Here is a 24,426-nt window from a genome sequence, read left to right as displayed (position 1 = left end):
ACCCGGCGGCCTCCAGCGTCGGAGGCACGGATCGCGGACAAGGTATACCGCGCTCCGGTGGATGCAACCGTCGCTCCGGACCGCCGATGCAACCCCCGTTCGGGTTGACCGATTCGGCCCCTTCGTTTAGCATGTGTCGGCCGAGCGGGCTCCCCCCCGGGGTCCCGCTCGTCTTGTCTTCGGCGGGGCCTTAGCTCAGATGGCTAGAGCGCTACGTTGACATCGTAGAGGTCACTGGTTCGAGTCCAGTAGGCCCCATCGGGAACACTGCTACAGGGGGCTGTAGCTCAGCCTGGTTAGAGTGCCGGTCTGTCACACCGGAGGTCGCGGGTTCGAATCCCGTCAGCCCCGTTCCCCCAAACCGTGTCGAACGAGGGGCCGTAGCTCAGTCTGGGAGAGCGCTTGAATCGCACTCAAGAGGTCGCGGGTTCGAGTCCCGCCGGCTCCACTGCCGTCGTACCCGACTCCAAGCGGTAGCGGGCGACGGCTCGCCACCGTAGCTCAGGGGTAGAGCACCGCATTCGTAATGCGGCGGTCGTCGGTTCAAATCCGACCGGTGGCTCTGGCAGGACCCCTCCGGCCCGGCAGGCCGCAGGCTGGAGGGAGCAGCACACGCGGGTGTAGCTCAGTCGGTAGAGCGCAACCTTGCCAAGGTTGAGGTCGCCGGTTCGAATCCGGTCACCCGCTCTTTTCGCCGACTCGCCGACCCCCTCGGCGAGCCCGGCCCCGCGCCAGGCGCGCGATCCGCATTACCCTCGGGGCGTGGCTCAGTCCGGTAGAGCGCTGCGTTCGGGACGCAGAGGTCCCCGGTTCAAATCCGGGCGCCCCGATTGGTCTGCCTGGTCATGTTGGCTGGGCGGACTGTTAAGTTTGCCTGGTCTGCCAAGTCGCCCCCCGGATTAGGCGGGCCGCCGAAGGCGGTCGTAGCCAAATCCGGGCGCCTCGGCCCGGTCAAAGCGCCTTTCCCCGCACCTCGTGGTATCGCCTTCTGAGGGGGTGGTGGAGGGCGGTGTGAGGGGCTCGGCTTCCTTTCGCTCCGGGCGTGAGTGTTTCTTGCAGGAATTTCCGAAAGCCCTTCCGACTTGCCGACCCCGAGACCATGCAGGATAGCGACCAGAACCCAACGAAGCGGACGAGACTCCGATGTCCGGGCCGGAGGCAGTCCGCAAACTTGCCGCCCCGACTCTTGTCATGCCGCAGGCGGGTTCGCACGAGGGTTCGGCCACCGCCGATCTGGCAGCCGGAGACGGTGCGCGAGACGAATCGCCGATTGGGACCTCCGGCATCAAGGAAGAGGGCCGGACCGAAGGCCACGGCGTGGAGCACGAAGCCCTGGAAGCCCAGGACGAGACCCGCATCGACCAACCCTTCGACCCGACCCGGACCAAGCTGTCCATCACGACTCCAACTGGAGTTTGGCGGGGCTGACCGCAGGGCGCTCCTCCGATTGTCGCAGCAGTAAGACTCGACATGCGGACCATGCGCCAAGTGTTTCAGGGGCTTCGCACCCGGTAGCTGATGTGCCCGGGGTCAGCTGCTTCCCGCTGTTGCGGAAGGGAGGTCTCACGGGCGATTTCGGCACCTCCGCCCAAGCGCCAGCCAGCGGGTCCACCGCGCGTCGATGGTCCTTTCCGGCCGTAGGCACGCCCCCCACTGACCGGCGACCCGAGGTCGCAGTTTTATCCACCGTCGATCAGGCGCTATGATCCCTACGTTGGCAGCAGCGTCACCCCAGTTGGGGAGGAAATCCGATCGTGATCCACTTCAAGATCAACGGCCGAGAGTTCGAGTCCGACCGGAGGAAAGTTCGCGCCGCGTGGCTTGCCGAACAGGAGGGGCTGGATCCGACCGGTTTCGAGCTCGTGCGAACGAAGACTGGCGAGACCTGGCGAGATCCATCCGCGACCATCGAGCTGCTAGAGGGGGACGCATTCGACGCCAAGGGCCGCGTGCGTCCGGTGGAACCAACCATCCGCTACACGGTCAACGGCGAACTGCAAGTCACCAAGGAAAGCCCCTTGACCGTGGAGGAAATCCTGCGCCGAGCGGGGCCGGACGCGGCGATCGACCTCGACCAACTGGAGGACTACTACCTCGACAACGTGCGCACCGGCGCTAGGTACGAAAACCTAGGTGACGAAGTTCTCGTGACCGACGACGACCAGTTCGTGGCGCTTTACGCGGGCCCGACACCGGTAGCCTGAGGCTGTGCTCGGCACCGTTGATCGAGAGTTGCGGGAACTCGGTATCGGAAGCCGCGTCGTACGTTGGAACGGCGCTGGTGGCGAGGCCGTGGTTTTCCCGTTCGACGTGCTCAGCGGACGCTTCCGGGGCACTGTCCTCGATATCGGTTTGAGTTTTCAGGAAGCAGCCTACCCGGAATACCCACCGCACTTCATCCACGTTCGCGGCCTTGACGCCGCGAATACTACCCGGCACTCAGAGCACGAGTTCGAGGGCGCGCTTTGGTGGACCTTCAGCGCTCCTCCGAGAGATTTCTGGGACACCTTGGAACCGTCGCAGAAGAACATGCGCACCTACGTCAGGCGCCATCTGCTTCGCTTTCTGCATCAACTGTGATCTTCGAGGCCGCGCTGATCGAGTCGGCCCACCAAGCGGCCTGCCGCCACCTCCTTGCGCACCTGCGGAGGGGGGAACGTCAGGAGGATCTCTGCTTTGCGCTTTGGCGACCTAGCCGTGGGGCGTCGCGTACAACCGCCCTGATCTCCGAGTTGATCCTTCCGGAGGAGGGCGAGCGGACACTCCACGGCGGGGCGAGTTTCACGCCCGGATACCTGTCCCGATCCGTTCGCCTTGCCTGCGCGAGGGGTGCGGGTCTCGCGTTTCTGCACAGCCACCCGACCGAGGGCTGGCAGCCCATGAGTCGTGCGGACGTGACCGCCGAGAGGGACCGCATCGGAGGGCCGGCCCGGGCCACGGGCCTTCCCTTGGTCGGCCTGACGCTCGGCACTGACGAGGCGTGGAGCGCCCGCTTCTGGCGCTGGGACGGCCAAAGGTTTGAGCGGGCGTGGTGCGACAAGGTGCGCGTCGTTGGCCGCCGACTCGGAGTGACCTACAACGCTGAAAAAATGCCGCCTCCGCAGCGCCGCCCAACGCTGCGGCGCACGACCGACACCTGGGGCAGCGCCCGTCAATCCGATCTGGCTCGGCTGCGCTTCGGCGTTGTGGGACTGGGAAGTGTCGGCTCCATGGTGGCGGAGGCCCTCGCGCGCATCGGCGTCGAGCACCTCGTGCTGGTGGACGCCGACCGGGTGAAGACCCACAATCTGGACCGCCTCCTGTACGCCAGCGAAGCGGATGTGGGTCGGCTCAAGGTGGAGCTTGCGGCCGACGCCCTTCGGCGCTCGGCGACCGCCGCACGACTACGGATCGACGCGATCGCCGGTTGGATCCAACAAGAAGGATGTTATCGTGCCGCGCTCGACTGCGACGTACTGTTCTCGTGCGTTGACCGCCCCCTGCCGAAGGACCTGCTGAACCATATTGCCTACACTCACTGCATTCCCGTCGTCTTCGGCGGCGTGTTTGTGGACACGAAGAGGGACGGTACGCTTGGCCAGGCGGCGTGGAGTGTGGTCCGGTCTGGGCCCGGGCACCGCTGCCTGCGCTGCGACGGACAGTACACGACATCGGATGTCGTGCTGGAACGCGATGGGTCGCTGGACGACCCGAGCTATGTCGCGAGGCTGGCGGGTGGGCGACCCATGAACCAGAATGTCTTCCCGTTCAGTGCCAACTTGGCCAGTCTGATGACCTTGGAGATGTTGCGCATGGTCATCGGTGCCAGTTGGTGGCCGGAACCTGGCGGCAAACTCCATTACAGCTACGTGCCTGGAACCCTCCATGCCGTGGCGGAGCCGTGCCGGAACCACTGCGAAGTCATGGCGCGGACCGCTTCGGGGGATCAGACTGCTTACCCGTTCCTGGTGACCGGCCCGGAACACTTGGATCGCTCGCTGCCATCCTCGGTCGGAGCGAGGCTGTTGGCCCCGTTGCACAACTTGGCCCGGAGACTTGTCGGCGGGAGGAGTTCATGAGCCGCATCACCAGCCTTGCGCTAACTGATGTCCGCTGCTTCGCACAGACGCAGCGGACCGGACTGCCCCGCATCACCGTGCTGGTGGGCGAGAACAGCACGGGCAAGTCGACGTTCCTGGGATGCGCCCGCATGGTCGTGCGTCTGTCGGATCTCGTTGACCTAAGCGACAGGAATCCCTTTAGCGACGCGCCGTTCTCCATGGGCGGCTTCAAGACGATCGCCCGCTCAGGGGCCTCGAAGTTTGCTATCGAGGCCACGTTTGAGGGTCACCGGTACGACCGCGTTCGCGTGGTCTACGACCGGGGACCGGCGGGCGAGCCCCGGGAACGGGAGCTGGAGTTGAGCCTCTCGGCGGAAAGGGGCCGTGGTGTGTTCCGTGTGACGCGTCCTGGCTCGCCCCGATCCGGGGGCCCGGAGATGTGGCGCGTCACCGGACCGGAGTTTGAGTTCGAGTTCCCGCAGTCGATGGTCTCCTATCGGCAGTTCAGCACATGGCTTTCCGGTTCGGTCCGCCGCGGCAACCTGCCGCACGAGGGAGACACCGCGCTATGGCGGAAGCGCACCGGCGAAGTATCGTCCGAAGCGGTTCGGATGTTCGCCCGATTCACCAACTTCTTTCGGCGGAGCGATCTTTTCCCGGGCGCCGAACACCGGCTTCGCGTTGCGGCGGACGACCCCAACGGTTGGCCGCGCGAGCGCGAGTATGCATCGAACCCGTTCGGCAAGAGACTCGACGACGAGACGCTCGAGAGGATCGTTGCGCTTGGCAAGCGGCTGAACCTGTTCAGCAGCCTCGATATCCGGCGTGGCCGAGGAGGGACGTACGAGATCTGGGTCAATGCCTCGGGCGAGGAATACAACGTTGTTGATGTCGGCTTCGGTATCCACAGCGTGCTGCCCTTTCTTTACGCCGTCGCGTCTGCGCCTAAGGAAGCCACGTTGCTCCTGCAGCAACCGGAGACCCATCTTCACCCCCAGGCCCAAGCGGCCCTGGTCGGCTTGGCCGCGCAGCGGGGGCACCGACTCCTTGTGGAAACGCACAGCGATCACATTCCGGATTGGTTCCGCATCGCGGTGATGTCCGGCGATATCGATCCGCACGACCTGGGAATCGTCTACTTCGACCGCGTCGACGACGGCGCGTCCACGATCCTGCACGACATTCGAGTGGACGACCAAGCGAACCTGATCGACACGCCCCCAGGGTTTCGCCGGTTCTTTCTCGACGAGACCGAGCGCCTTCTCGGCTTTCGGCGGTAGCGAGTCTCGTGTGCACGCCCGTCGTTCTGGATGCAAGTGCGTTCGATGTTCTCAACGATAAGTCCCCCAACTCGGCTGGGGTGCAGCTTCGAGCGTGGATCGATGACGGACACGGGCGCGTCGCATACTCGACGTATGACGAAATCGGTAGGCAGCTCCAATGGGACGAGAAAGTGTTCCAACTCGTCCTATCATACCGCCAGAGTGGCTTGGCGGTGCTGATCGAAGAGGCGGTGATTCGCCGGGAAGAGAGTCGGCTAGACGCCCTGGAGACTCGTTCTGGCGAGGGCGATAAGCAGGTGCTCGCGCTGGCCGCAGCTTCCCACGCGCGGGTGATGGTCGTTCATGACAAGAACTTACGGAAGGACTTCGAGGACGCAGAGCTGCTCCCGACGGAGCGGGGGTCTCGGAGGCGGGTGTTTCCGGTCGACCACCCACCGGCACGGCGCAACGACTTCCTCCACCGGCGCCGATGCCCACGTCGGCTGAAGTGATCAACGTGAGACGGCGGTTCCTGCTTGTCGTCGCAGGATTCAATTCAAGTGGCACATGACATTCAATTCAAGTGGCACATGGCATGGCCCCCTTCGGTTCAAGCACCATAGAGTTCCCGCACCACCCGGTCCAACTCTCCATCTCCTCGGCCGCCACATCGGCCTCGATGTCCGCGCCCTTGGCCGCAAGAATCGTGTCCGAGATTCTCACGACGCGCTGCTCGTCCTTTTCGCAGTCCGGAATCGGCAGCTTGGCCGAGTCGTCCGGCTAGAGTTGGAGGTTGCTGTGATGGGTACGTAAGTGCAGGGTCATGCGGCATCCCCCCCCACCTCAAGCTCCCGTGCAACCTCGCGAAACGCCTCCAGCGCCGCCTCCAGGTCATCCACGATCTCGGCCGCCAGCACCTCGGGCTCGGGCAGGTTCTCGCTGTCCTCCAAGGCGCTGTCCTTGAGCCACAGGAGGTCAAGGTTCAGCTTGTCCCGCGTGGCCAGTTCGTCGTACTCGAACGCCCTCCAGCGACCGCCCTCGTTCTCGCGGCTCCACGTGGACTTCCTCTTGTGGCGCTCGCCCGGGCGGTAGCAGGCGACGAAGTCATCGAGGTCCTCCCGCCGGAGCGGCTTCATCTTGAGCGTGAAGTGCTTATTTGTCCGCAGATCGTAGACCCAGAGCCGCTCGGTCCAGGGCTTCTCGCGTGCGGGCTTGGCGTCGAAGAACAGGACGTTCACCTTCACCCCCTGGGCATAGAAGATCCCGGTCGGAAGCCGCAGAAGCGTGTGAACGTCGAATTGCTGGAGCAGGTTGCGCCGCACGGTCTCACCCGGGCCGCCCTCGAACAGGACGTTGTCCGGAACGACGATGGCGCAGGAGCCGTGCGTCCTGAGCAGCGTCTTCACATGCTGGAGGAAGTTGAGCTGCTTGTTCGTGGTGCTGGTCCAGAAGTCTTGGCGCTCGTAGGTGTGGGCCTCCGTCTCTAGGCCGCCTTCCTCGTTCACGATCCGGATGCTGCTTTTCTTGCCGAAAGGCGGATTGGTGAGCACCATCGAGAATCGGTCGCCGGGATCGTTGGCCAGACTGTCCACTCCCGAGTGGATCGGGGACCGGTCCGCGCTGATCCCGTGCAGGTAGAGGTTCATGATGCAGAGTCGGGCGGTTGCGGGAACGATCTCCCAGCCCCGCACGAAGTCCTGCCGGAGGTGACGCTTCTGGTCGGGGTCGAGGGCGCTGCCGTGCTCGCGGACCACGTAGTCGTGGGCGGCGAGGAGGAACCCGCCGGTGCCGCAGGCGGGATCGCACACGGTGTCGTCCGGCCCCGGCCGCATCACGTCCACGATGGCCTTGATCAGTTCGCGGGGCGTGAAGTACTGGCCCGCGCCCTTCGGCGACTCCTGGGCCGACTTGGCCAGCAAGCCTTCGTAGATGTCGCCCTTCACGTCCGCGTGCATCGACATCCAGTCCTCGGGATCGATCAAGTCGACGATCAGGCGCTTGAGGGTCGCCGGATTCTGGATCTCCTGTCGGGCCTTCTTGAAGATCTCCCCAAGCATCCCTCCTCGTTTGGGAAGCTCCGTCAGGATGTGCCGATAGTGAGTTTCCAACTCCTCGCCGTCGCGGGCGAGCAGGCTCGGCCAGTCGAGTCCGTCCGGCATGATGGGTGCCCGACTCCACGGCGGCTGGGTCCGCTGGTGGGCCATCTTCAGGAATAGCAGGAAGGTGATCTGCTCGGTGTAGGCCATGTAGGACAGGCCATCGTCGCGGAGCAGGTGCGCGAAGCTCCACGCCTTGTTGACGATCTGCCGGGTGTCGTTGGGCATCAGGCGACTTGGCTCTTGCGTGGGGCGGTCCGCTTCGTGCGGCGCCGCGCCTTTTTCCTAACCGTTTCCCGTTCGGCCCGAATGCGCTCAAGGAGGATGGACGCGGGCTCGTCGGCGGGGTCTTGGGGGACCAAGCGGCCCTCGAAGGCACGCTTGAGGATGGACTGGTGGAGCGTGGATGTACCACTGACCGCAACGGTAAGCCGATTCCCGAGGTGGGACTGTACCGATTCGGATACATGATGAAGGCCAATGATCATGTCCTGCTCCAGCACCGGAGGCAATGGCAGATGGAGACGCTGAAGATCCGCCTGATTGATCTTGTAGATTCCCGCGCTCGTCTTGGCGGATTCCGTTATCTGCCGCCGGATGATTTGGCTGTTCCAGATGGCAGCGCCGAACCGTGCACGAAAAAGCTTTGTGCACGCGAACGTCACCCGGATCATCGTATCCGGGAAGGCAACATCGCCTACGCCTTGGTCAGCGACTGCTGCGCGACCGACCAAGTCCAAGGAACCATTTCCCCGTGAGACGAAGAAGTCGCCCGCACGTACCCGAAAGGGTTCCGCTTCCTCCGGTCCCCAGTCCCCATACTTGAAGTCACGATCATCCAATACGTCACCCGTGATTGCGCCAAGGCGCAACACCGGGAAGCCACCGGCTCGCGTGCGAACAGACCGTCCGTTCCGCATTCGCAGCGCCACCTGATCCACGGTTGCCCAGCACCACCCGTCCGGCAGCCCGGGCAACCCCCTCGTGTCCGGCGCGACCGGCTCCTTGTACTTCGCCTTCCAGTTCCGGGGCGGCTTCCGTTCCTTGGCCTTGAACTTCGCGAGTTGCTCCTCCTCCCAGCGTTTCCGCCGCTCGGCCAGGATGCGCCGAAGCAGTTCCTCGCCGCTCTCGACGGGCGGATTCTCGTGGCGCCACAGCTCGGTCAGCCTTCCCTCGACCGCCGCCTTGAGGAAGGACGCGCGGTAGCGCTCCAGATTGACTTCGGCACGCTTGAGCGCGGCGATGCCCTTGTCGAGCTCGGCAAAGAGCGACTCGATCCTTGCGACGATGCGGTGCTGCTCGGGGAGGGGGACGAGGGGGAGCCGCAGGGCGGCTAACTTCGTTGCATTTACGTTGGGAATGGCAATCCCAGCAGCCTTGTCACCTATCGCGGCCCAGTATCTTGGAGACTGCAAGTAGTACGCGATCAATCGAGGCGGGGTGCCCAACGCCTTGAACCGAATGAGGTAAGAGGCGAAGACCGCTGCCGGTATCGGCCTTTCGAGCAAAGCGCTGACCCCAACCGAACCCGCTCGCGAGATGACGATGTCCCCTTCGGCTAGTTGGTATCTTGAGGGTGCCGGTGGATCTTTGGCGCAGAATGGCACCGACGACCAATCAATGGTTCCGTTCGCGATATCGGTTGTCCGGAGCAGCCTGATTCGCCCCTGCTCAGAGCCTTTCGTTGTCCAACCGTACTGCGGCTTGGAGCAAACGTCGCCGAGTGTCGTCCAAATCCACCCCTTAGGCAGCTCCTTCACGCGGCTAGCCTCTCATTCAACTCGGCCAGCACCGCGTCGAGATCCTCACCGAACGCCCGGTAAACGCCACCGAGCCCACCCCACTGGTTGAACGGCACATCTTCGAAGTCCTCCTGCTCGATCCCCAAGCTCGAAGCGATATGGTCCTTGATCGCATCCAGCCACCGCCGCTGCTCAGCCGTGAACTCCTGTCCCCCGCTCGCCTTCTCTTCCAGCCAAGCCTGGTATCGCGCCTCCACCTGATCTGCCACGGGCACCAGCGTAGCCTCCGGGCCGATCGCATGCTTCACGATCGCAACGAGATCGACGAGCGCGCCGCCGCCCCGGCCCCGCACCTGCTCCGGTTCCAGCGCCTCGTAGAGCCGCCACAGTCCGTTGGCGGGGTCGTGGAGTCCGACCGGCGGGTTGCGTAGCGCGTCCCGCAGTTCCTTCACGTGACGGTACCGGAGGCCCGCGCGGTACGGGCGGCTGTACAAGATCCGGAGCGCCTCGATGTCATCCTTGTTCTCCTCGAGGAACCGCTGGAAGTCGTCCAGCTTCGATCGTGCGCTCTGGACCGCCGCCTCGCTATGCCCGAAGTCGATCAGCACGTCGATGGTCGCCTCGTCGATGATCTGGTAGAGGCTCTGCGCGATTTCGACGATCGCCCGCCTGAGCCCCGGCTGGCTGAACGGTTTGAGCGCCTCGGCCATGCGCTCGCGCTCCACCGCGTCCAGTTGCTTTGCGGATGGCTCACCGTCTTCGGGCAGCCCATGCTTCGCGAGCGCTGCCTCGTGTGTCGCTTGCGGGTCGATACTTTCCAGGAGTTGACCGGTCAGCCCCGCCAGACTCTTCCCGCCCGATTCGCATGCGATCCGCGACGCCTGTCCCTCGTCCACCTGCCGGCCGAGCCGGGCCAAGCGCGATGCCAGGGTCGACGCCAGGTCCGCGTCGACGATCCCCATCGCCACCCTTTGAAGCAGCTTCTCCGTGCTGACCGAAGGCCGACGCTCCAGCGGAGGCGACACGGTCTTGTCGCGCTCGCACACGCCGACCGCATCGACGATCACGAAGTGCGTCTTGTCCGTCGCGTCCGGGGTGACGCTCTGAAGGTCGTTGCGGTCGATAACGCGCACTCCGCGCCCCTTCATCTGCTCGAAGTATCCCGCCGAGTTGACGTTGCGCATGAAGAGGAGGCATTCGAGCGGCTTCACGTCGGTACCGGTCGCAATCATGTCCACGGTGACCGCGATGCGCGGGTTGTACGAGTTGCGGAAGCTGCTCAGCAGGTCCTCGGGGGAGGCACCAGTCGTCTTCGATGTGATCTTCTGACAGAAGTCGTTGCCCTTGCCGAACTCCTCCTTGATGATCTTCACGATGTCGTCGGCGTGGCTGTCCTGCTTGGCGAAGACGAGGGTCTTGGGAACTTCCGTGCGGCCCGGGAAGATCTGCGTGAACAGGTGGTCCCGAAAGGTGCGCACGACAAGCCGGATCTGGTCCGGGGCGACCACGTCGCGGTCGAGTTGGGTCGCGGTGTAGGTGAGGTCGTCCTCCAACTCCGCGAGCGTTGTCTTCCGGGTACGGCGGTCGCGTCTGGGCACATAGCGCCCCGCTTCCGCGGCCAAGCCGCCACCCTCCTCCGAAATCCTCGTCTTGATGCGGTAGATGTCGTAGCCGACGTTGACCCCATCCGCCACGGCCTTCGTGTGCGAATAGTCCTGCACGACGTTGCGCTTGAAAAAGCCGATGGTGTGGGGACTCGGGGTCGCGGTCAGCCCGACCAGGAAAGCGTCGAAGTACTCGACCACCTGCCGCCAGACGTTGTAGATCGAGCGATGGCACTCGTCGATGACGATGAAGTCGAACGTCTCAGGCGGCAGGTCGGCGGTGTACTCGACCGGAACGGGCTCGTTGCCGGGCCGTTGGGCGGACTCGAAGAGCGAATCGTCCTCGTTGGCAGAGTCGTAGTCGGGATCTCCCTTCAGGATCGAGTAGAGGCGTTGGATGGTCGTGATGACGACCTTGCTGGCCGGATCAATGGCGTTGCCGCGCAGGTGCTGGACGACGAACTCCTCAGCGAAAGTGTAGGCGGAGGAAGGATCCCTGAATTGCTGGAACTCGTTCAGAGCTTGGCGTCCGAGGTTGTTACGGTCGACCAGGAAGAGGATGCGCTTGGCCTTGGCGTACCGGATCAGCCGGTGGCAAGCCGAAACCGCGGTGAAGGTCTTGCCGCTGCCGGTGGCCATCTGGATGAGGGCGCGCTGCCGCGCGTCCGCGAGCGACCGCTCCAGCTTCAGGATGGCTTCGTGCTGGACGGGCCAGAGTTTGCCTTTCGGCAGTTCCGGCATCTTCCGGAGCAACCCGCGCAGCTGCTCCGCTCCCAGGTCCTGTAGCCGCAGCAACTCCTCGGGACGGTGGAAGGTAAAGACCTCGCGGCTGCGCGGATGAGGGTCGAGGCCGTTGGTGATCTGGGTCACCTCGCCGGTCGACTCGTAGGCGAAGGGAAGGGGGCGGTACCGCGCGGGCACCTGCTCGTCGAGCCCCTCGGTGTAGCGTTTCGACTGGCCGACAACCCCTTCGAGAGTATGCCCGGCGGGCTTCGCCTCGACGACCCCAACGGCCCAACCGTCGGCGTAGAGCAGGTAGTCGGCGAACCCGGACCGGATCTTGGCGCCCTCCGTCCACTTCAGCGGAAACTCCCGGACAGCCACACCGCGTCCCGCATGGGTGTTCATGGAGGAGAAGTCCTGAACCACCCATCCACAGGCTTCGAGCTGCCCGTCGATCTTCTCGCGGGCTCGCTGTTCCGGCGTCAGCGGCACCGGAACGCAATCTTCTCAAGAAGCCGGGGCATACCTCGAGGGCCGCGGGCTGCGGGGGTTCGTGAGAACGGACGAGGAAGGCTGGGAGTTGCGCGCATGGCGGATAATATGACCGAATCGCACTCCGACTCCATAGCGCTACCGTCGGGTGGCATCGGGTGCCCTAGTCCTAGCAGCCCGTGGCAAAAGCGCGCTGCGGGCCACGGAATATGATCTCGGCAAAGTCGCGGCGGATTGTTGCGCCGGAGGGGCCGGTGCCTCGTTTGGGCGATTGTCGGGCCCGCGCGGGCCGGAGGTGGCCGAGAACGCGCGATTTCGGGCGGAAAAGGGCCGAAAAGGCGATCCGGAGGCCTCCCGTTCGGAGCGTGGACGCACTTCGGCCTTGAAGGCTTCTCGGCGTCCCATAGCCGAACCGGCTCCGCATCAGGAGCCCCAGGTTGAACCCGGCCGCGTGCACCAGCATCCGCTTGCGGATGTTCTCGTGCCCGCGCAGGTGCGTCCGGCGCATGCCGCCCGTGGTGAGCAGGTGGGCGAAGGCGCGCTCCAGCTTCTCGCCCCGCGCCCTCAGAAGGCGCTTGCCCCGGGCACCCCGGATCCGGCGCCGGTTGGCGTAGGTGGGCTTCTGCGCGGCCCGGTCCCGCTTCCAGCTCCGCCGCCCGCGGTTCGGCTCGCTCACGTAGCCCCGCACCCCGAGGCCGGCCAGGCGCTTCATCGTCGCGTTCGAGTGGTAGCCCTTGTCGCACACCAGCTCCCGCGCCTCCAGACCCAGCCGCTCCAACTGTCCGCAAGCCTCACCCACCGTCTGCGGCAGCGAGGCGCAGTCGCCCCCCGTCGTCGGCTGCACCGTCAGCCCGCACACCGCCCCCGAGCTCATGTCCACCGCATGCTCCAGCTTGTGGCCCATCCGCGTCCGCCCGTCCTTCATCTTCGTGATCCGCGCGTCCGGGTCGTGCGGGTGCTCCCAGTCCTCGTTGCTCCCCTTCCTCGGCCGCTTCCGGTCCAGCTTCGCCAGGTCCGCCCTCGTCGGCGTCTCGATCCCCGACGCCTCGGCCAAGCCCTCCAGGAACAACTGGTATCCCTCCCCCGTGTCCCGCCGCACGATCGACCGCATCGCCGCGTTCCCCTCCAGCGTCGTCGAGTCGATCCCCAGCGTCTTGCCGCTCAGAAGCCCGCTCTCCTCCAGCAGCTCCAGCACCCGGGCGAACACCGCCTCGTGCGCCTCCACCGGCAGGCGCCGCCGCGTCCGCGACACCGTCGAGTGGTCCGGCGGGTTCTCGTCCAGCTCGTAGCTCAGGAACTCCCGCAGCGACAGAGACTCCGCGCACCGCCACGCGATCCCGCGCTCCGAACCGATCCCCTCCAGATACCCCACCACGAGCATCCGGAAGTACACCCCCGGCGGGATGCTCGGACGGCCCAGCCGCTGAGCGTAGTGCGCCGCGCACGTCTCCTCGCACCACCCGTCGAACCCCGCCGAAGCCAACAGCCCCTCCAGCGCCCGGTAGAACGGGTGCCCCGGCGCCCGGATCCTCTCGGCCGCCACGAACAGCGCCTTCTGCCGCCCGCCCCTCCGCCGACCCATCGCCATCGTCAACCTCCCCAAACCGCCAGTCGCCTCTTGTCCCGCCCACAATCTAACCATCAACATCGACGCGGGACATCGCGACTTTTACCACGGACTGCTAGTGTCCTCCGGCCATCCGCGTGCCCTTCGAGACTGCGCAAGCTCATAGCTCGCCTGCATCCGCATCCAGTGATCGGCGTCGCCCCAGCCGAGAGCCTCCAACGCGAGCGCCAAGTTCGCCGAAACGCCAGCCTTGCCGTTCAGCAGTCGCGACAGGGTTCCCCGCTCGCACCCCAGGCGCGCGGCCGTCTCGGTCACGTTCCAGCCGACGTAGTCCATGCTCTCACGGATCAGTTCGCCTAGGTGTGGCGGGTTCAGCATCGGACCCACGCGTTCGCCGCCTGTGCCCTTCATGGCTCAGCCCGGAACGGAAAGGGAGCGCGTCAACTCGGCAGATCTACTGCGGATGGCATGAAAACACGTTTCGTGTTGAGAGCGCTCAGCGGGTATAGCAGGATCAGGATGTTGTATGTGGTATCGAACGCTTCGGCGACGCATTCGTGTTGTAGCCCGTTGGAGTCGGTGAACGGCAGCGACATCGGTCTGGTCATTCTGCGGCCAATGGGAAGGACCGGCCAAAGTGGGTGGCCGGGTGTAACCGTTTCGATCGAGGGGCGACCGAAGCGGGTGAGGAAGGAGGGCGAGGGTTCGATGCGTCGAACCCTCGCGCGGGGGCCGATACCCTCGGTGGTTTCAAGTTGGTTGAGAACAAGAACGAGACACGGTCTCGGGTTCGTGCGGGCATACTCACGAACAGAGGCGTAAACCGAGGCCCCGAATCTCTTGGCGAGTGTGATCGGTGTCTTGATCTCCAAGGGGCAATCGGCGGCGTTTTCGGCGAAGGTGCGGTCCTTGAACAGCAGGAACCGCGCGAAGTTGTTGGCTTCACGTTCGAACTGATCCGCGACGGTCGGATCCAAGGTCTTGCGGCAGTCCTCGAAGAACCGGAACACCTTGCGATGCCAGGGAAGGTCGTGATGTCCCACCTCGTGCAGCTTGAGGAAGGTCTGCTTGGCTTCCACAAGGGTGTCGTCGATATGGATAACGGCCGCGGCGGCATCGTAGACGCCGAACACCTTGCTTATCGCCGTCTTGACAAGGGCGCCCGTATCGGCCGCCCTGCCCTTGACGTAGGAGATGATCGCGGCAGGGTCGAACGCGCTGGTCTGGGCAACGTGAACCCTAGCAGCGGAGAGGATATCGTTGACGGGGACCGGGAATTCGTTCCAGGCATCTGCGCGGTCGAGGAGTCGGTGGGCTTGCTCCTCGACCGCGCGGAGATCCGCGGGGTCGAGCCTACTGTCGTCAGGTCGAATCATAGGTTCATCCCCTACCGCGTATGAATTGAAGGAATCGCAGCAACTCCGATTCCTCTTCTTCCGTCAAGTTGTGCTCGGCGAACGTCGCCACCCGGCCGTGGCGGTCATGGTCCGAGCGGTCCGAGGAAGGCATGAGATAGCCGGCCCTGATCATCAAGTTCTCGAAGCTGATAGCGTAGATCTCGGCCAGAGAATGAAGGACGTTGGGTGAAGGTTTGCGAATCTTGTCGTTCTCGATTTGGCTGAGGTAGGCGTTCGAGACTCCCTTGTCGGTAGCCTCCTCGACTTCACGCAGGGTCATCTTCCGGTCTGCACGGATGGAGGCGAGGTACTGTCCGAGTGTGGGCTTCACGCGGCATCCCTCCGAGGCAGGGTGCATCATGCTCGTCTTCTTCGACGGCGTTTCCCAAACTTCAGTCTAGCTCCGGCCCGTGCGATGATTCAAGCGTGCTCGATTAGTGCTTTACATCACAAGCATGCCACTTCAAGTTAGCGATCAGCCTCTGAACCGAGGTGGCTCAGGGGGACGACGGACCGAAGCCCGAGGGTGGCGTGAGATCCTCAAGAACGTGGCCCAGGGGCGTTGACCCCCGGGCGAGAGTGACCATCGCAGGAGGTGACTGGTGTCGCTGTTGAAGATAAGAAAGGTGTCGGAAGCCGGGGAGCGCTGCTGGGGCGTGGAGCTGCTCAGCGAAGTGGGCGCCCTGCTGCGAAGCCAGGAGGGCGTGAGCGGCGTCGAGGTGATGTCCGTGGCGGAGATCTTGAAGTCCGAGGGGCCGGGGGCGCCGGTGTTGGAGGACAGCAAGGTGCAGCTGGGTGAGGCGGCCTGGGTGATCGAGAAGGCGCGGGGCGGCTGGTCGGTTCGGTTCACGCCGGTGGCGGAGACCTCGTTCGAGCTGCTCGTGAAACTGGATGCCGAGGGCGAGCCGTCCAAGGCGGCGGCGGAGGCGATGGCGTTGGTCAAGAAGTGCCTCGACGCAGCCGAGATCGTTTGGGAGCCGCCGATTTCGATCAAGATCGACAGCGAGCCACATGAAGCGCTAGAAAACCCAATGTCGGCGGATGACATTCTGCGCTTGGGCGGTCTCGATCCTGAAAGCAACTACTTGGTTCAAATCAAGGACGGCGAGAGGATCAGGTACGACGGGAAGGGCGAGCAGCCGATCTTCCTGTACGACGGAGCGGAGTTCGTTGGCCACTACACCGGGCCAAAGGGCGTTTCGCAGCTGGACGGATAGCTGGGGACCAGATGCTCGTCGGAGGAGCGCTCTTCGCGAACGAGCTGCGGGCCGCCGGAATGGAGGTCGAGGAGTTGGGCGACGACCACATCATGATTGCGGGGTACCGCGTTCCCGAAGGCAAGTTCGAGGGATTGAAGGTGGACATCGGCATCGTCGTGCCGCGCGACTTTCCGCTGTCGCCGCCGGGCGGCCCACATGTTCACGAGTTGATTCACGAGAATCGGCAGGACGGGCCGCATCCGTCGGGGCACGTTCATCCCAGCAAGAAGCACAGCAAGCACTTTAGAGACGGCTGGCAGTATTGGAGCCGGCCGCATCCGAACTGGACATCGGGCGCGAGGAACGCGATGCGGTACATGGAGCACGTCCGGGCGCTTTGGGAGAGCCAGTGAGTTCAGCCGACTACAGCGTGGTGATGACGTCCGAGGTCGCTGCTGTGTTGAGACGGCATCTCTTGCAACACATCAGGAAGGGGGAGCCGCAGGAGGACCTCTGTTTCGCCTTGTGGAAGCCGAGCACCGGCGAGACGCGAACAACCGCAGTGCTGAAGGAGGTTGTGCTTCCGGTCGCGAACGAAAGACGACTGCATGGCGGCGCGAGCTTCTTGCCGAACTATCTGGACCGGGTGGCGGAGGCTGCGATGTCGAGGAACGCCGGTATCGCATTACTGCACAGCCACTTCACTCCGGGATGGCAGGGAATGAGCGGCGAGGATGTGGACACGGAGCGAAGCACGGCGCCTTCAATACTTGGGGAAACGGGCCTGCCGCTGATCGGTCTGACCATGGGCACTGATGGTGCACTGAGCGCGCGTTTCTGGCCCCGGGTTGGGCGACGGGAATACGAACGGCGGTGGTGTGGGAGTGTTCGGGTGGTCGGGGACGATTTCGACGTGACCTTCATGGAGGAGCTAGCTCCTACGCCGAAGTTCAAGGAAATGCTGAAGAGGACCTACTCGGCTTGGGGCGAGGAGAAGCAGCACACGCTCGCTCGGTTGCATTGCGGCGTGGTCGGGGTCGGAAGCGTGGGCGCGATCGTTGCGGAGAGCTTGGCCCGAATGGGTGTTGAGACCATCAGCCTGATCGACTTCGACACGGTGGAAGAACACAACCTGGATCGGCTTCTCCACGCGAGCGTCGATGACATCGGGCGGTTCAAGACAGACGTGGCGGGAGAGCAGTTACGCAAGCACGCGACTGCCGACGACGCAGACGTGAGGCTAAACAGGAAGTCGGTGACACGGGAGAGCGGCCTAAGAGCGGCGCTGGATTGCGACGTGCTGTTCAGTTGCGTGGATCGGCCTTGGCCGAGACAGGTGCTGAACATGGTGGCGTTCGCGCACCACATCCCGGTCGTAGACGGAGGTGTGCACGTCCGCGTCAAGCCGGACGGGTCCATACGAGGCGCCGAGTGGGGTGCACACGTCGCGATACCGGGAAGGGCGTGTCTGGAATGCCTCGGCCAGTTCGACCCGGCGAATGTCACACTTGAGCGGCAAGGTCTGCTTGACGATCCGACATACATCGAGCGGCTTCCCGAAGATCATGCGTTGCGAAGGAACGAGAACGTGTTCGGGTTTGCGCTGTCTGCGAGCGGGATGATGATCTGTCAGTTTCTGAGTATGGTCGTGCGACCTGCAGGAATTGGTAATCCGGGGGTCCAGACCTATCATTTCGCAACCGGGATGATGGACAGCGATGTAAGTTCCACGTGCACTGCAGAGTGCCTGTACTGCGAGCACATGGGCACGGGCGATCGCTTTCCATTCCCAGTCGTCGAGGCCGACGAAACGAATGTTGAGCCCAGAGTTGACGGGGTGCCGTGGTGGGCGAAATGGCGTCGTAGCGTGAGGAATTGGTTATGGTTTTGGGGACGAGCTGGTTCCGACGCGGGGAGAGGCTCTGGATGAATCCGGAGAGGCGGCTGACCTGAGGAGATTGGCTCGAACGAGGTAGAAGAAGGGGTGACGGGGACTGTCGCGGCGCCCGACAGCCAACAGCAGCGCTCGCCTACTCGCTCTCGGCCGCGGACGTTTCGCGAACGGTCTGACCTCCACGCAAGAAGCGGATACGGGAGCGCCCCGTCCCTCCGCTTCTTCGTGTTTCTGTCCTACCCCCCGTGCCCTCGCCGAAGGGAGCGGCATCGCCGCTCGCCGTTCCGAGGAGGCAGGCCGCCTCCGCCCGCAGACGTGAATCGTCAACCTTCACGACCTGTCGCACGCTCGCTTGCTGCGCTCGTGTTCGAGCATGGAGCGGTACGGTTCGGTCCACGTCTCGCCGTACGTACGGTCCACGAGATCGACATGGCTCGGCTCTGCTTCAGCCTCCAACCTAGCCAGATAATCCAGGAAGCCGTCCCGCGAGCTAGCGGAAAAGATCTCCGTCGAATAGTCCTTCACTGCGGTCGCCAACGGTTCCTCTTTCAGGAGTTGCGCGAACTCGTTGTCGATGAACATCGCATGGCAGTAAGGCAGGTACGCAGCGACGAATCTGATATCGTTGGGCGTACCGCGGCTGGGCACGCGCTTTTGACCTGAAGCGGCCCGCCGGGCTAAACCAGCGAAGAGAAGGGCGCCCAAGTGATTCTCCGGTGCACTCAGGGCCTCTTCTGAGTTCAGGAAATCCGCAGCTCGTTGGAGCTGATCCTCCCGCGCGACGCCCCTCTCCTCCAAACGGTTCAGTAGCCAACTCACAAGCCGAACCGGCCACGCCGGCTGCATTAGCTGCATAAGAACAGCGCCTGCTCCGGTGCCAGTGGTCGCCTCGTGCAAACGCTCAAAATGAGTCTTGAAGGACTGCAGCGCCGCTACGGCCACTCCCCGGCGCTCTTCCTCGAAGCGAGCCTCAAATGACACGTGGCCTTCCGATGCCCACCGCTCCCAGAGCTGTTGAAACTTCTCGTGTGCGCGGTCGCGAGATTCCCGACGACTGTCGATTTGGTCAAGCCAGTAGCCCATGTTGACGGTAACACGCCAACGCTCGCTCCAGCGGTCCAGATCCCCGCGGACAACATGCTCGCGAGCGATACGGCTCCAATCGGGATCTCGATCCGTGAGCCAGGCCTCTAACGCCTCCGACAGCTGCGCCATCAGTACCTCGTGGTGGAACCGGAGACGAACGCCGCTCGCCAGATGCTTGTAGAGGCGCCGCAGCTCCGCTTCGTGCTGTTCAAGATATGACGATTCGATCTCATGGATTGGCGAATCAGGGCAGACGATCAGCTGCAGCTTTATCAACCGGTCGATCCGGTCAAACGCCTCCATCCAGTACTCGTCCCGGTGCCGCGTCTCCTCCCGCCAAACCGGATCGAGTTCTTTCGCGATGTTGCTGAGGACCATCTGGTCCAGATAGATCAGCTTCTTGTCGAGTGGCGGGAGGCGCTCTCTCTCGTCGTGAAAGCAGTTCCGGCAGCGACGAGTGTGCACGTTGTTTGTGATGGACAGCGTGCCAAGCTCCACGCTTCCGCATTGCGGGCATGGGTGCAAGGGCCCGGTGATGAACATCTTGGGATCGAAGACGAATAGCTCTTCCGGCATAGGCGGCTATCCCAAACTTAAGTGGGAGGTTACGGTCGTTTCGCGGCCAATCCAGCGAGGCGACGCGTGCTCTTGGTCTCACATCGAGGGAATGCCGACGTCGTACGGCCCGCCTCGGCTGATCCAGAGTGTACTAAAATGGCAATCACTTGACACCCGGCCTCGCCGAGGCTCAGCCCTTTCGCGAGCTACTCACCCGCCGGGGTCTTCTGCGCTTGCCGCTGAATCGAACTGACCCCCTCCCTCGGGCACAAAGATCTCATGTGGCATTCGTGGCACTCGGGTGCGCGCCCGGCGTGACACCAGGTTTTCCCGACAAGCCAGGCTGGCCAGTCGAGTTCCCCGGGCCACTCCGGGTTGAGTTCGCGAGCGCGCAGTTGGAGCCGGAGTTGCTGCTTGCCCTGGGTCGAGCGTAGCTGGCTGTGATCGAGCCTGCCGAGAAGGCCCAGTCGCTCAAACACGCGCAGGACGTGGGTATCGACCGCAATGTCGGGCATGGGCCTTGTAAGGTGGATGCCGAAGTCGCGAATCAGGATGTTCACGGCCATGTTGGAGATCTTCGGGCCAACCCCGTCGAAGGCCAGGAACCGCCTGGCCACGGCAGCGCCGCTGCTCCCGGTGGCCCAGATACGTGAGGCGTCCCCGCCGTACCTGTCCCCGATGTGTCTGATGGCTGCCGGAAGCAATCGTTCCATCTCGGCGGCCAGCCGGTGGCCGGACGGCCGGAGGACGGAGACCCAAACTCTCGTCTGAAGCCCCAACAGCTTGTCGAACTCGAAGCCCGAGGCGGCCTCGCGTATCGCGTGTGGAAGGCTCCATGCGATGTCGGATTTCGTTTGCCGATCCACGATGCAGGCCAGCACGAACGCGTGCGGATAACGCTCGAGGTCGTTCACGAGGGCGCGCGCGTCGTCCTCGACGTCGATGCCGCTGACGCCATCCTCCCGCTTGATCGAATCCGCCCCGAACCGCTTCAGACGTGAGATGATGTCGTCTACCGCCATCGGTCGTCGCTCTCCGTTTCCGATTGCCACAATGAAGCCGATCGAATCCGTGGAGCTCCGGGCTTTGGCTCGTTGACCCCGATGAGCGATTCGGTCGAACTGACAGGGGTCGTGGAGACCTTAACAATTCCGCTTTGGGCATCCATGGCGCGCGGTCGGGGTCGATGCCAGCGCGTCGCGCACGTTCGGCGGCCCGTCCACGCCCTCACGGGTCCACCCCGAATCCGGGCACGGGGGCCCCGCAGGCCGGACACCGTCCCCCCAGCGCCCCGTCTCGGATGTGGCCGCACTCCCGGCACGTTCGCTGCTGCCGCGCGCGCCGCGTGATGGCCGCGAGCGCGTCCGCCGTCTCGTCCGTCGCCTCTGCCTCCGGCGCGGCGTGGGCCGGGGGCGGAAGGCGTCGCCGCGTATCGCGGTCGATGCGCACCGGGACGGCCGGGAGGATTGCGTCCCGCCCCTCGCGCCCGAGACCGGGAACGGGCCGCCGCCTGCGCCGCGTCCAGCGTCCGGCGCAGCGCGCTGCAGTCGCGCGTGTCCGATGCCGCGTCCCGCATCCGTCCTTCACCGTCTCGCCGGGGAGGCCCGCCGACGGCGTGCAGGTCCACGCCTCCACCCCCCGCCGCTTCTGCCGCGCCAGCCCCTCCGCAATCCGCCGCAACCAACGCTCCCGCGCCGTCATCGCCCCTTCCCGAGCCGCCAGTTCGAGCCGTATCCCGCACAGCGGACCGCGCCGTCCCGCACCAGGCACTCGGCCGCGTCGTCAAGCCTGGTCAGGCGGGTCAGGGGATTGCGCACCGGATGCTCCGATAGAGCGGGTCGAAGAACGCCTGCGCCCGCATGCGTTTCGACCACGTACCCGCGCTGGAGCCTCGGGAGATCAATCCTGCCCAGTTCGATGTTTGTGAGGATTGCCCCCAACTTGATTCTCCTTGTCTCTTCTGCCGCATTCTGTCACTACGGTGTGGACCAGGCGGACCCCGAAGGTAGCACGGGCAACCAAGTCTGGGTTAATCCCTCCCCTCTGCGCTCCGCAACCCGGTCGGGGGCATCGCGTCGAATTCCAAAAAGGTGGCCGCGTTTGCCGTAAGGCCGTGAGAACGGGCTGCCGCGATCGAACCGGACGCGTGCCGAGCCGGCTGACATGTGGAGGTGCGCTGGAATCGAACCTGTCCCCGCCTGCTGAGGTGCGCGTCTTGGAGTTGTGACGATCCGGTATCGAGCACTGGCCGTGCCGAGAGAGACGCGGAGCCCTGTCGGATGGGGCGATCGTTAAGACGGGATGGGCGCTCAGCGTAAGCGAAGACTGCATGAGGCGCTCTGCGGGGATCCGAGCGAGGAAAGTCCGGCCACGCCGTCGCGCGTGCCTTTGCGTGGCAGCGAAAGGGCGCCTACGATGGCAGTAGCCCCACGCCCCGACACGAGAACCTCTTGGGACTGCGCTCGGTTATGAGACTCATGCACGCCGCAATTGGACTGTCGGTTGGGATTTCGCTTCTCGGCTGTGAGCTTCACGCGCAGCAGGAGCCCGACCACCGCCTACACCAGTATCACTTCGGAGAGATCTCCATTCCGCCGGCCTCGGAGGATGAACCGATTGCGGAGAATCTGTCCATCGAACGGGCGATCACCTACCTGGAGGGTGGAGCCAAGGCTTGGGCAAACGACCGCGGCTGCGTCTCGTGTCACACCACGGGTTGGTACGGGATCCTTCGTCCGCAACTCGCCAGGAGCCTGGGTCAGCCCGATGCAACCTTCCGGGGCTTTCTCGAAGAGCGTCTTCAAGAGAGGCTCACCGAGGACCCCGAGGAGCTCGAGCAGGGAGTGAACCCTGCAGAAGTCGTGCATCTAGCCGCGTCTCTGGCATCCTGGGATGCGTACGTGGACCAGCGGCTGTCTCCCGAAACCGAGCAAGCTCTTCAGCTCATGTTCAGCCTTCAGCGCGACGACGGGGCCTGGCACTCGCCGGACACATGGCCGCCGTTCGAGTCCGACGCGTTTCAGCTCGCGACCGTTGCGGCCATGGGTGTGGGCCTCGCTCCGGGATGGCTTGAGCAGGCAACGTCTCCCGAGTTGCAGAGGCAGATAGCCAGTCTGCGAGAGTACCTGCGGCGGGTCCCTCCTCCCCATGACTACGCTCGGGTGGCGTTGCTCTGGGCGGACCCGTATCTGCCGGGCGTGATCAGCGCCGACAGGAAGCAGGACATCGTCAGGATGATCCTGGACCGTCAGCGCCCGGACGGGGGATGGTCGATTCGCTCTTTCGCTCAGCCCGAGCAGTGGGGCCGGGGCAACCGCGCGGAACGCTTGCGAGGCGAGGTGGACTTCGGCGATCCTGCGAGCGATGGCCACCAAACCGGTTTGGCGGTTGTAGTGCTGTCGTCCGCGGGGGTGCCGCCAACGCACCCGGCCGTGCAGCGAGGCGTTGAGTGGCTCAGGCGGAACCAGAGACAATCGGGCCGCTGGTGGACCAAGTCACTCAATACGGAGACATGGCACTTCATCACGTATACCGGGACGCTCTACCCGGTGATGGCTCTCGCGGTGACGAGTTCTCTGGCTAGTCCCTCGTCCGAGGAGCGTTAGGGGAATCGCGTGGGCATTCGTCTCCGCTAAACGGTCGCGTCCTCCGCGACGAGCCGCCGCCCCACCTTCGCGAGCGCTCTTTCGATCTGCCCGATGTGTGAGCGGTGATTCGGGCTCAGGAGCTTCCGAACCGCACCCTCGCTCAGGCCCAGGCGTCGCGCCAGACCGACCTTTCGTAAGCCCCTGCTCCCGCATGGCGGCATAGAGAGCGAGCTTCGCCGCAACGACCAGTGGAACCGCGACCATCTCCTGCTCGCCCGCCACGGTGTCCGGCACCGGAACGTCCTCGCGACACTGCATGTACGAGCCGAGCGCCACGGTCAGAGCGTCCTCGGCCATCGCCAGGGCCTCGTCCCGGTCGTCGCCGCACGTCAGCGCCTCCGGCACATTCGGGAAGGACACCGAGTAGCCGCCGTTCTCCTCAGGCGTCAGCACGCACGGATAGACGTACCGCATCAGAAGTCCTCCTCAGGTCGCCGGGCCCGGTGGGTCGTGCCGACCCGTTCTTGAGGCCCTTGACGCCAAGCGCGCACGGTGGCCCCCTCGGCCGCGCTCATTTGAACAGTTCCGCGTGGGTGCCGGCTCGGACGAAGTTGATCGAGCCGCCGGGCCTGGGCGCATCCTCGACCTGATAGATCAGCAGGAAGTCCCCGCCAACATGGCACTCCCGGTGATTCGCCCATGCGCCCTTTAGCGCGTGATCGCGCCGTTCAGGACCGAGCGGGGTCTCGTTGGCGATGAGGTGGAGCATAACCGACTTGAGCCGGTTCATGTCGTATCTGCCGGAACGCGAAAGGCGTTCCCAGTCCTTGAGGAAGCCACGCGTGAAATCCACCCGCCGAGGCGGGCGCGTCCGCTTACTGGTCGCCGGCTTCTTCAAGCTCCGCAAACATCTCGTCTGCGCTCGCGAATCGGGCCGTCCCCCGCCTCATCATCTCTTCCGACTCGGCCATGGCCCTGCGGGTCTCGGCGTTCGGCACCTTGAGTTCGAGAGGGAAGGCCTGATCGACCGCGATTCGGTGGAAGAACAGCCGCACGGCCTCCGAGGCCGTCAGCCCCATGGCCGCCAGTGCCGTCGTCGCCTTCCGCTTCGTCTCGGTGTCCATCCGGACGTGGAGCATCGAACTATGTGTCTTCATCCGGGCCTCCTGTATCGCAATT

22 protein-coding genes and 6 tRNA genes are annotated in these 24,426 nt (G+C 64.4%); 15 read left to right on the top strand and 13 right to left on the bottom strand.

What is annotated here, in order from left to right; all coding sequences use genetic code 11:
- Positions 1 to 184: 184 nt before the first annotated feature.
- The 11 genes from ACPXY0_RS13495 (at position 185) to ACPXY0_RS13445 (ending at position 5,320) form a co-directional block, all read left to right on the top strand.
- A tRNA-Val gene (locus ACPXY0_RS13495) sits at positions 185 to 258 on the top strand.
- 18 nt (positions 259 to 276) lie between these two features.
- Positions 277 to 351, top strand: a tRNA-Asp gene (locus ACPXY0_RS13490).
- Between the two features lie 23 nt (positions 352 to 374).
- A tRNA-Ala gene (locus tag ACPXY0_RS13485) sits at positions 375 to 448 on the top strand.
- 42 nt (positions 449 to 490) lie between these two features.
- Positions 491 to 562, top strand: a tRNA-Thr gene (locus ACPXY0_RS13480).
- Between the two features lie 52 nt (positions 563 to 614).
- Positions 615 to 687 (top strand) — tRNA-Gly (locus ACPXY0_RS13475).
- A 69-nt stretch (positions 688 to 756) separates the two neighbouring features.
- Positions 757 to 830 (top strand) — tRNA-Pro (locus ACPXY0_RS13470).
- Positions 831 to 1,143: 313 nt separating this feature from the next.
- Positions 1,144 to 1,428: a hypothetical protein gene (locus tag ACPXY0_RS13465; protein ID WP_423925383.1), complete on the top strand. Its 285-nt coding sequence runs from the start codon at positions 1,144 to 1,146 to the stop codon at positions 1,426 to 1,428.
- 326 nt (positions 1,429 to 1,754) lie between these two features.
- Entirely contained in the window at positions 1,755 to 2,204 is a 450-nt protein-coding gene (locus tag ACPXY0_RS13460; RefSeq protein WP_423925381.1) for a hypothetical protein, read from the top strand.
- A gap of 4 nt (positions 2,205 to 2,208) precedes the next feature.
- Complete coding sequence (locus ACPXY0_RS13455) at positions 2,209 to 2,580, top strand: hypothetical protein (RefSeq protein WP_423925379.1); 372 nt, start codon at positions 2,209 to 2,211, stop codon at positions 2,578 to 2,580.
- 314 nt (positions 2,581 to 2,894) lie between these two features.
- A complete protein-coding gene (locus tag ACPXY0_RS13450; protein ID WP_423925377.1) occupies positions 2,895 to 4,058 on the top strand; it encodes a HesA/MoeB/ThiF family protein in 1,164 nt (387 codons plus the stop codon).
- A complete protein-coding gene (locus ACPXY0_RS13445; RefSeq protein WP_423925375.1) occupies positions 4,055 to 5,320 on the top strand; it encodes an AAA family ATPase in 1,266 nt (421 codons plus the stop codon). Before ACPXY0_RS13450 ends, ACPXY0_RS13445 begins: the two co-directional genes overlap by 4 nt.
- A gap of 803 nt (positions 5,321 to 6,123) precedes the next feature.
- Here the strand turns inward: ACPXY0_RS13445 and ACPXY0_RS13440 are convergent.
- From ACPXY0_RS13440 to ACPXY0_RS13410, 7 genes are all read right to left on the bottom strand, one after another.
- Complete coding sequence (locus ACPXY0_RS13440) at positions 6,124 to 7,626, bottom strand: N-6 DNA methylase (protein ID WP_423925373.1); 1,503 nt, start codon at positions 7,624 to 7,626, stop codon at positions 6,124 to 6,126.
- On the bottom strand, positions 7,626 to 9,158 hold the full coding sequence (locus ACPXY0_RS13435; protein ID WP_423925371.1) for a restriction endonuclease subunit S: 1,533 nt from the start codon (positions 9,156 to 9,158) through the stop codon (positions 7,626 to 7,628). The genes ACPXY0_RS13440 and ACPXY0_RS13435 overlap by 1 nt, the downstream gene beginning before the upstream one ends.
- The gene (locus tag ACPXY0_RS13430; protein WP_423925369.1) at positions 9,155 to 11,959 is read right to left on the bottom strand and encodes a DEAD/DEAH box helicase family protein; all 2,805 of its coding nucleotides are present in this window, start codon (positions 11,957 to 11,959) and stop codon (positions 9,155 to 9,157) included. Before ACPXY0_RS13430 ends, ACPXY0_RS13435 begins: the two co-directional genes overlap by 4 nt.
- Positions 11,960 to 12,128: 169 nt before the next feature.
- On the bottom strand, positions 12,129 to 13,547 hold the full coding sequence (locus ACPXY0_RS13425; protein WP_423925367.1) for a transposase: 1,419 nt from the start codon (positions 13,545 to 13,547) through the stop codon (positions 12,129 to 12,131).
- 81 nt (positions 13,548 to 13,628) lie between these two features.
- The gene (locus ACPXY0_RS13420; protein ID WP_423925365.1) at positions 13,629 to 13,937 is read right to left on the bottom strand and encodes a HigA family addiction module antitoxin; all 309 of its coding nucleotides are present in this window, start codon (positions 13,935 to 13,937) and stop codon (positions 13,629 to 13,631) included.
- A 29-nt stretch (positions 13,938 to 13,966) separates the two neighbouring features.
- Positions 13,967 to 14,902 (bottom strand): ImmA/IrrE family metallo-endopeptidase, encoded by a 936-nt coding sequence (locus ACPXY0_RS13415; RefSeq protein ID WP_423925363.1) that lies wholly within the window; start codon positions 14,900 to 14,902, stop codon positions 13,967 to 13,969.
- A gap of 4 nt (positions 14,903 to 14,906) precedes the next feature.
- On the bottom strand, positions 14,907 to 15,254 hold the full coding sequence (locus tag ACPXY0_RS13410) for a helix-turn-helix domain-containing protein (protein WP_423925361.1): 348 nt from the start codon (positions 15,252 to 15,254) through the stop codon (positions 14,907 to 14,909).
- 271 nt (positions 15,255 to 15,525) lie between these two features.
- On the opposite strand from ACPXY0_RS13410, the gene ACPXY0_RS13405 reads away from it, so the two are divergent.
- From ACPXY0_RS13405 to ACPXY0_RS13395, 3 genes are read left to right on the top strand one after another with little or no spacing between them, the layout of a single operon-like run.
- On the top strand, positions 15,526 to 16,140 hold the full coding sequence (locus ACPXY0_RS13405; RefSeq protein WP_423925359.1) for a hypothetical protein: 615 nt from the start codon (positions 15,526 to 15,528) through the stop codon (positions 16,138 to 16,140).
- A gap of 11 nt (positions 16,141 to 16,151) precedes the next feature.
- Entirely contained in the window at positions 16,152 to 16,535 is a 384-nt protein-coding gene (locus tag ACPXY0_RS13400; protein WP_423925357.1) for an E2/UBC family protein, read from the top strand.
- Positions 16,532 to 18,052, top strand: a complete 1,521-nt coding sequence (locus ACPXY0_RS13395; RefSeq protein WP_423925355.1) for a HesA/MoeB/ThiF family protein — start codon at positions 16,532 to 16,534, stop codon at positions 18,050 to 18,052. Before ACPXY0_RS13400 ends, ACPXY0_RS13395 begins: the two co-directional genes overlap by 4 nt.
- Positions 18,053 to 18,346: 294 nt before the next feature.
- On the opposite strand, the gene ACPXY0_RS13390 is transcribed toward ACPXY0_RS13395, so the two are convergent.
- The 3 genes from ACPXY0_RS13390 to ACPXY0_RS13380 all read right to left on the bottom strand — a co-directional run bounded on the left by ACPXY0_RS13390 (position 18,347) and on the right by ACPXY0_RS13380 (position 21,361).
- On the bottom strand, positions 18,347 to 19,678 hold the full coding sequence (locus ACPXY0_RS13390; RefSeq protein ID WP_423925353.1) for a hypothetical protein: 1,332 nt from the start codon (positions 19,676 to 19,678) through the stop codon (positions 18,347 to 18,349).
- Positions 19,679 to 19,866: 188 nt separating this feature from the next.
- Positions 19,867 to 20,682: an iron-sulfur cluster loop gene (locus ACPXY0_RS13385; protein WP_423925351.1), complete on the bottom strand. Its 816-nt coding sequence runs from the start codon at positions 20,680 to 20,682 to the stop codon at positions 19,867 to 19,869.
- 205 nt (positions 20,683 to 20,887) lie between these two features.
- Positions 20,888 to 21,361: a hypothetical protein gene (locus tag ACPXY0_RS13380; protein ID WP_423925349.1), complete on the bottom strand. Its 474-nt coding sequence runs from the start codon at positions 21,359 to 21,361 to the stop codon at positions 20,888 to 20,890.
- A gap of 776 nt (positions 21,362 to 22,137) precedes the next feature.
- Between ACPXY0_RS13380 and ACPXY0_RS13375 the strand changes: the two genes are divergently transcribed.
- Positions 22,138 to 23,265: a hypothetical protein gene (locus ACPXY0_RS13375; RefSeq protein ID WP_423925347.1), complete on the top strand. Its 1,128-nt coding sequence runs from the start codon at positions 22,138 to 22,140 to the stop codon at positions 23,263 to 23,265.
- Here the strand turns inward: ACPXY0_RS13375 and ACPXY0_RS13370 are convergent.
- The 3 genes from ACPXY0_RS13370 to ACPXY0_RS13360 form a co-directional block, all read right to left on the bottom strand.
- Entirely contained in the window at positions 23,155 to 23,721 is a 567-nt protein-coding gene (locus tag ACPXY0_RS13370; protein ID WP_423925345.1) for a type II toxin-antitoxin system HicB family antitoxin, read from the bottom strand. The two genes, ACPXY0_RS13375 and ACPXY0_RS13370, sit on opposite strands and share 111 nt — an antisense overlap.
- Before the next feature lie 97 nt (positions 23,722 to 23,818).
- Complete coding sequence (locus tag ACPXY0_RS13365; protein WP_423925343.1) at positions 23,819 to 24,154, bottom strand: type II toxin-antitoxin system YafQ family toxin; 336 nt, start codon at positions 24,152 to 24,154, stop codon at positions 23,819 to 23,821.
- Entirely contained in the window at positions 24,123 to 24,386 is a 264-nt protein-coding gene (locus ACPXY0_RS13360; RefSeq protein ID WP_419167152.1) for a type II toxin-antitoxin system RelB/DinJ family antitoxin, read from the bottom strand. Before ACPXY0_RS13360 ends, ACPXY0_RS13365 begins: the two co-directional genes overlap by 32 nt.
- Positions 24,387 to 24,426: the final 40 nt, after the last annotated feature.

This window comes from Candidatus Palauibacter sp., assembly GCF_965237495.1.
In the GTDB taxonomy this organism is placed as follows: domain Bacteria; phylum Gemmatimonadota; class Gemmatimonadetes; order Palauibacterales; family Palauibacteraceae; genus Palauibacter.
Note: the sequence above shows the minus strand (reverse complement) of the source record. Positions and strands in the feature narration are given on the sequence as shown.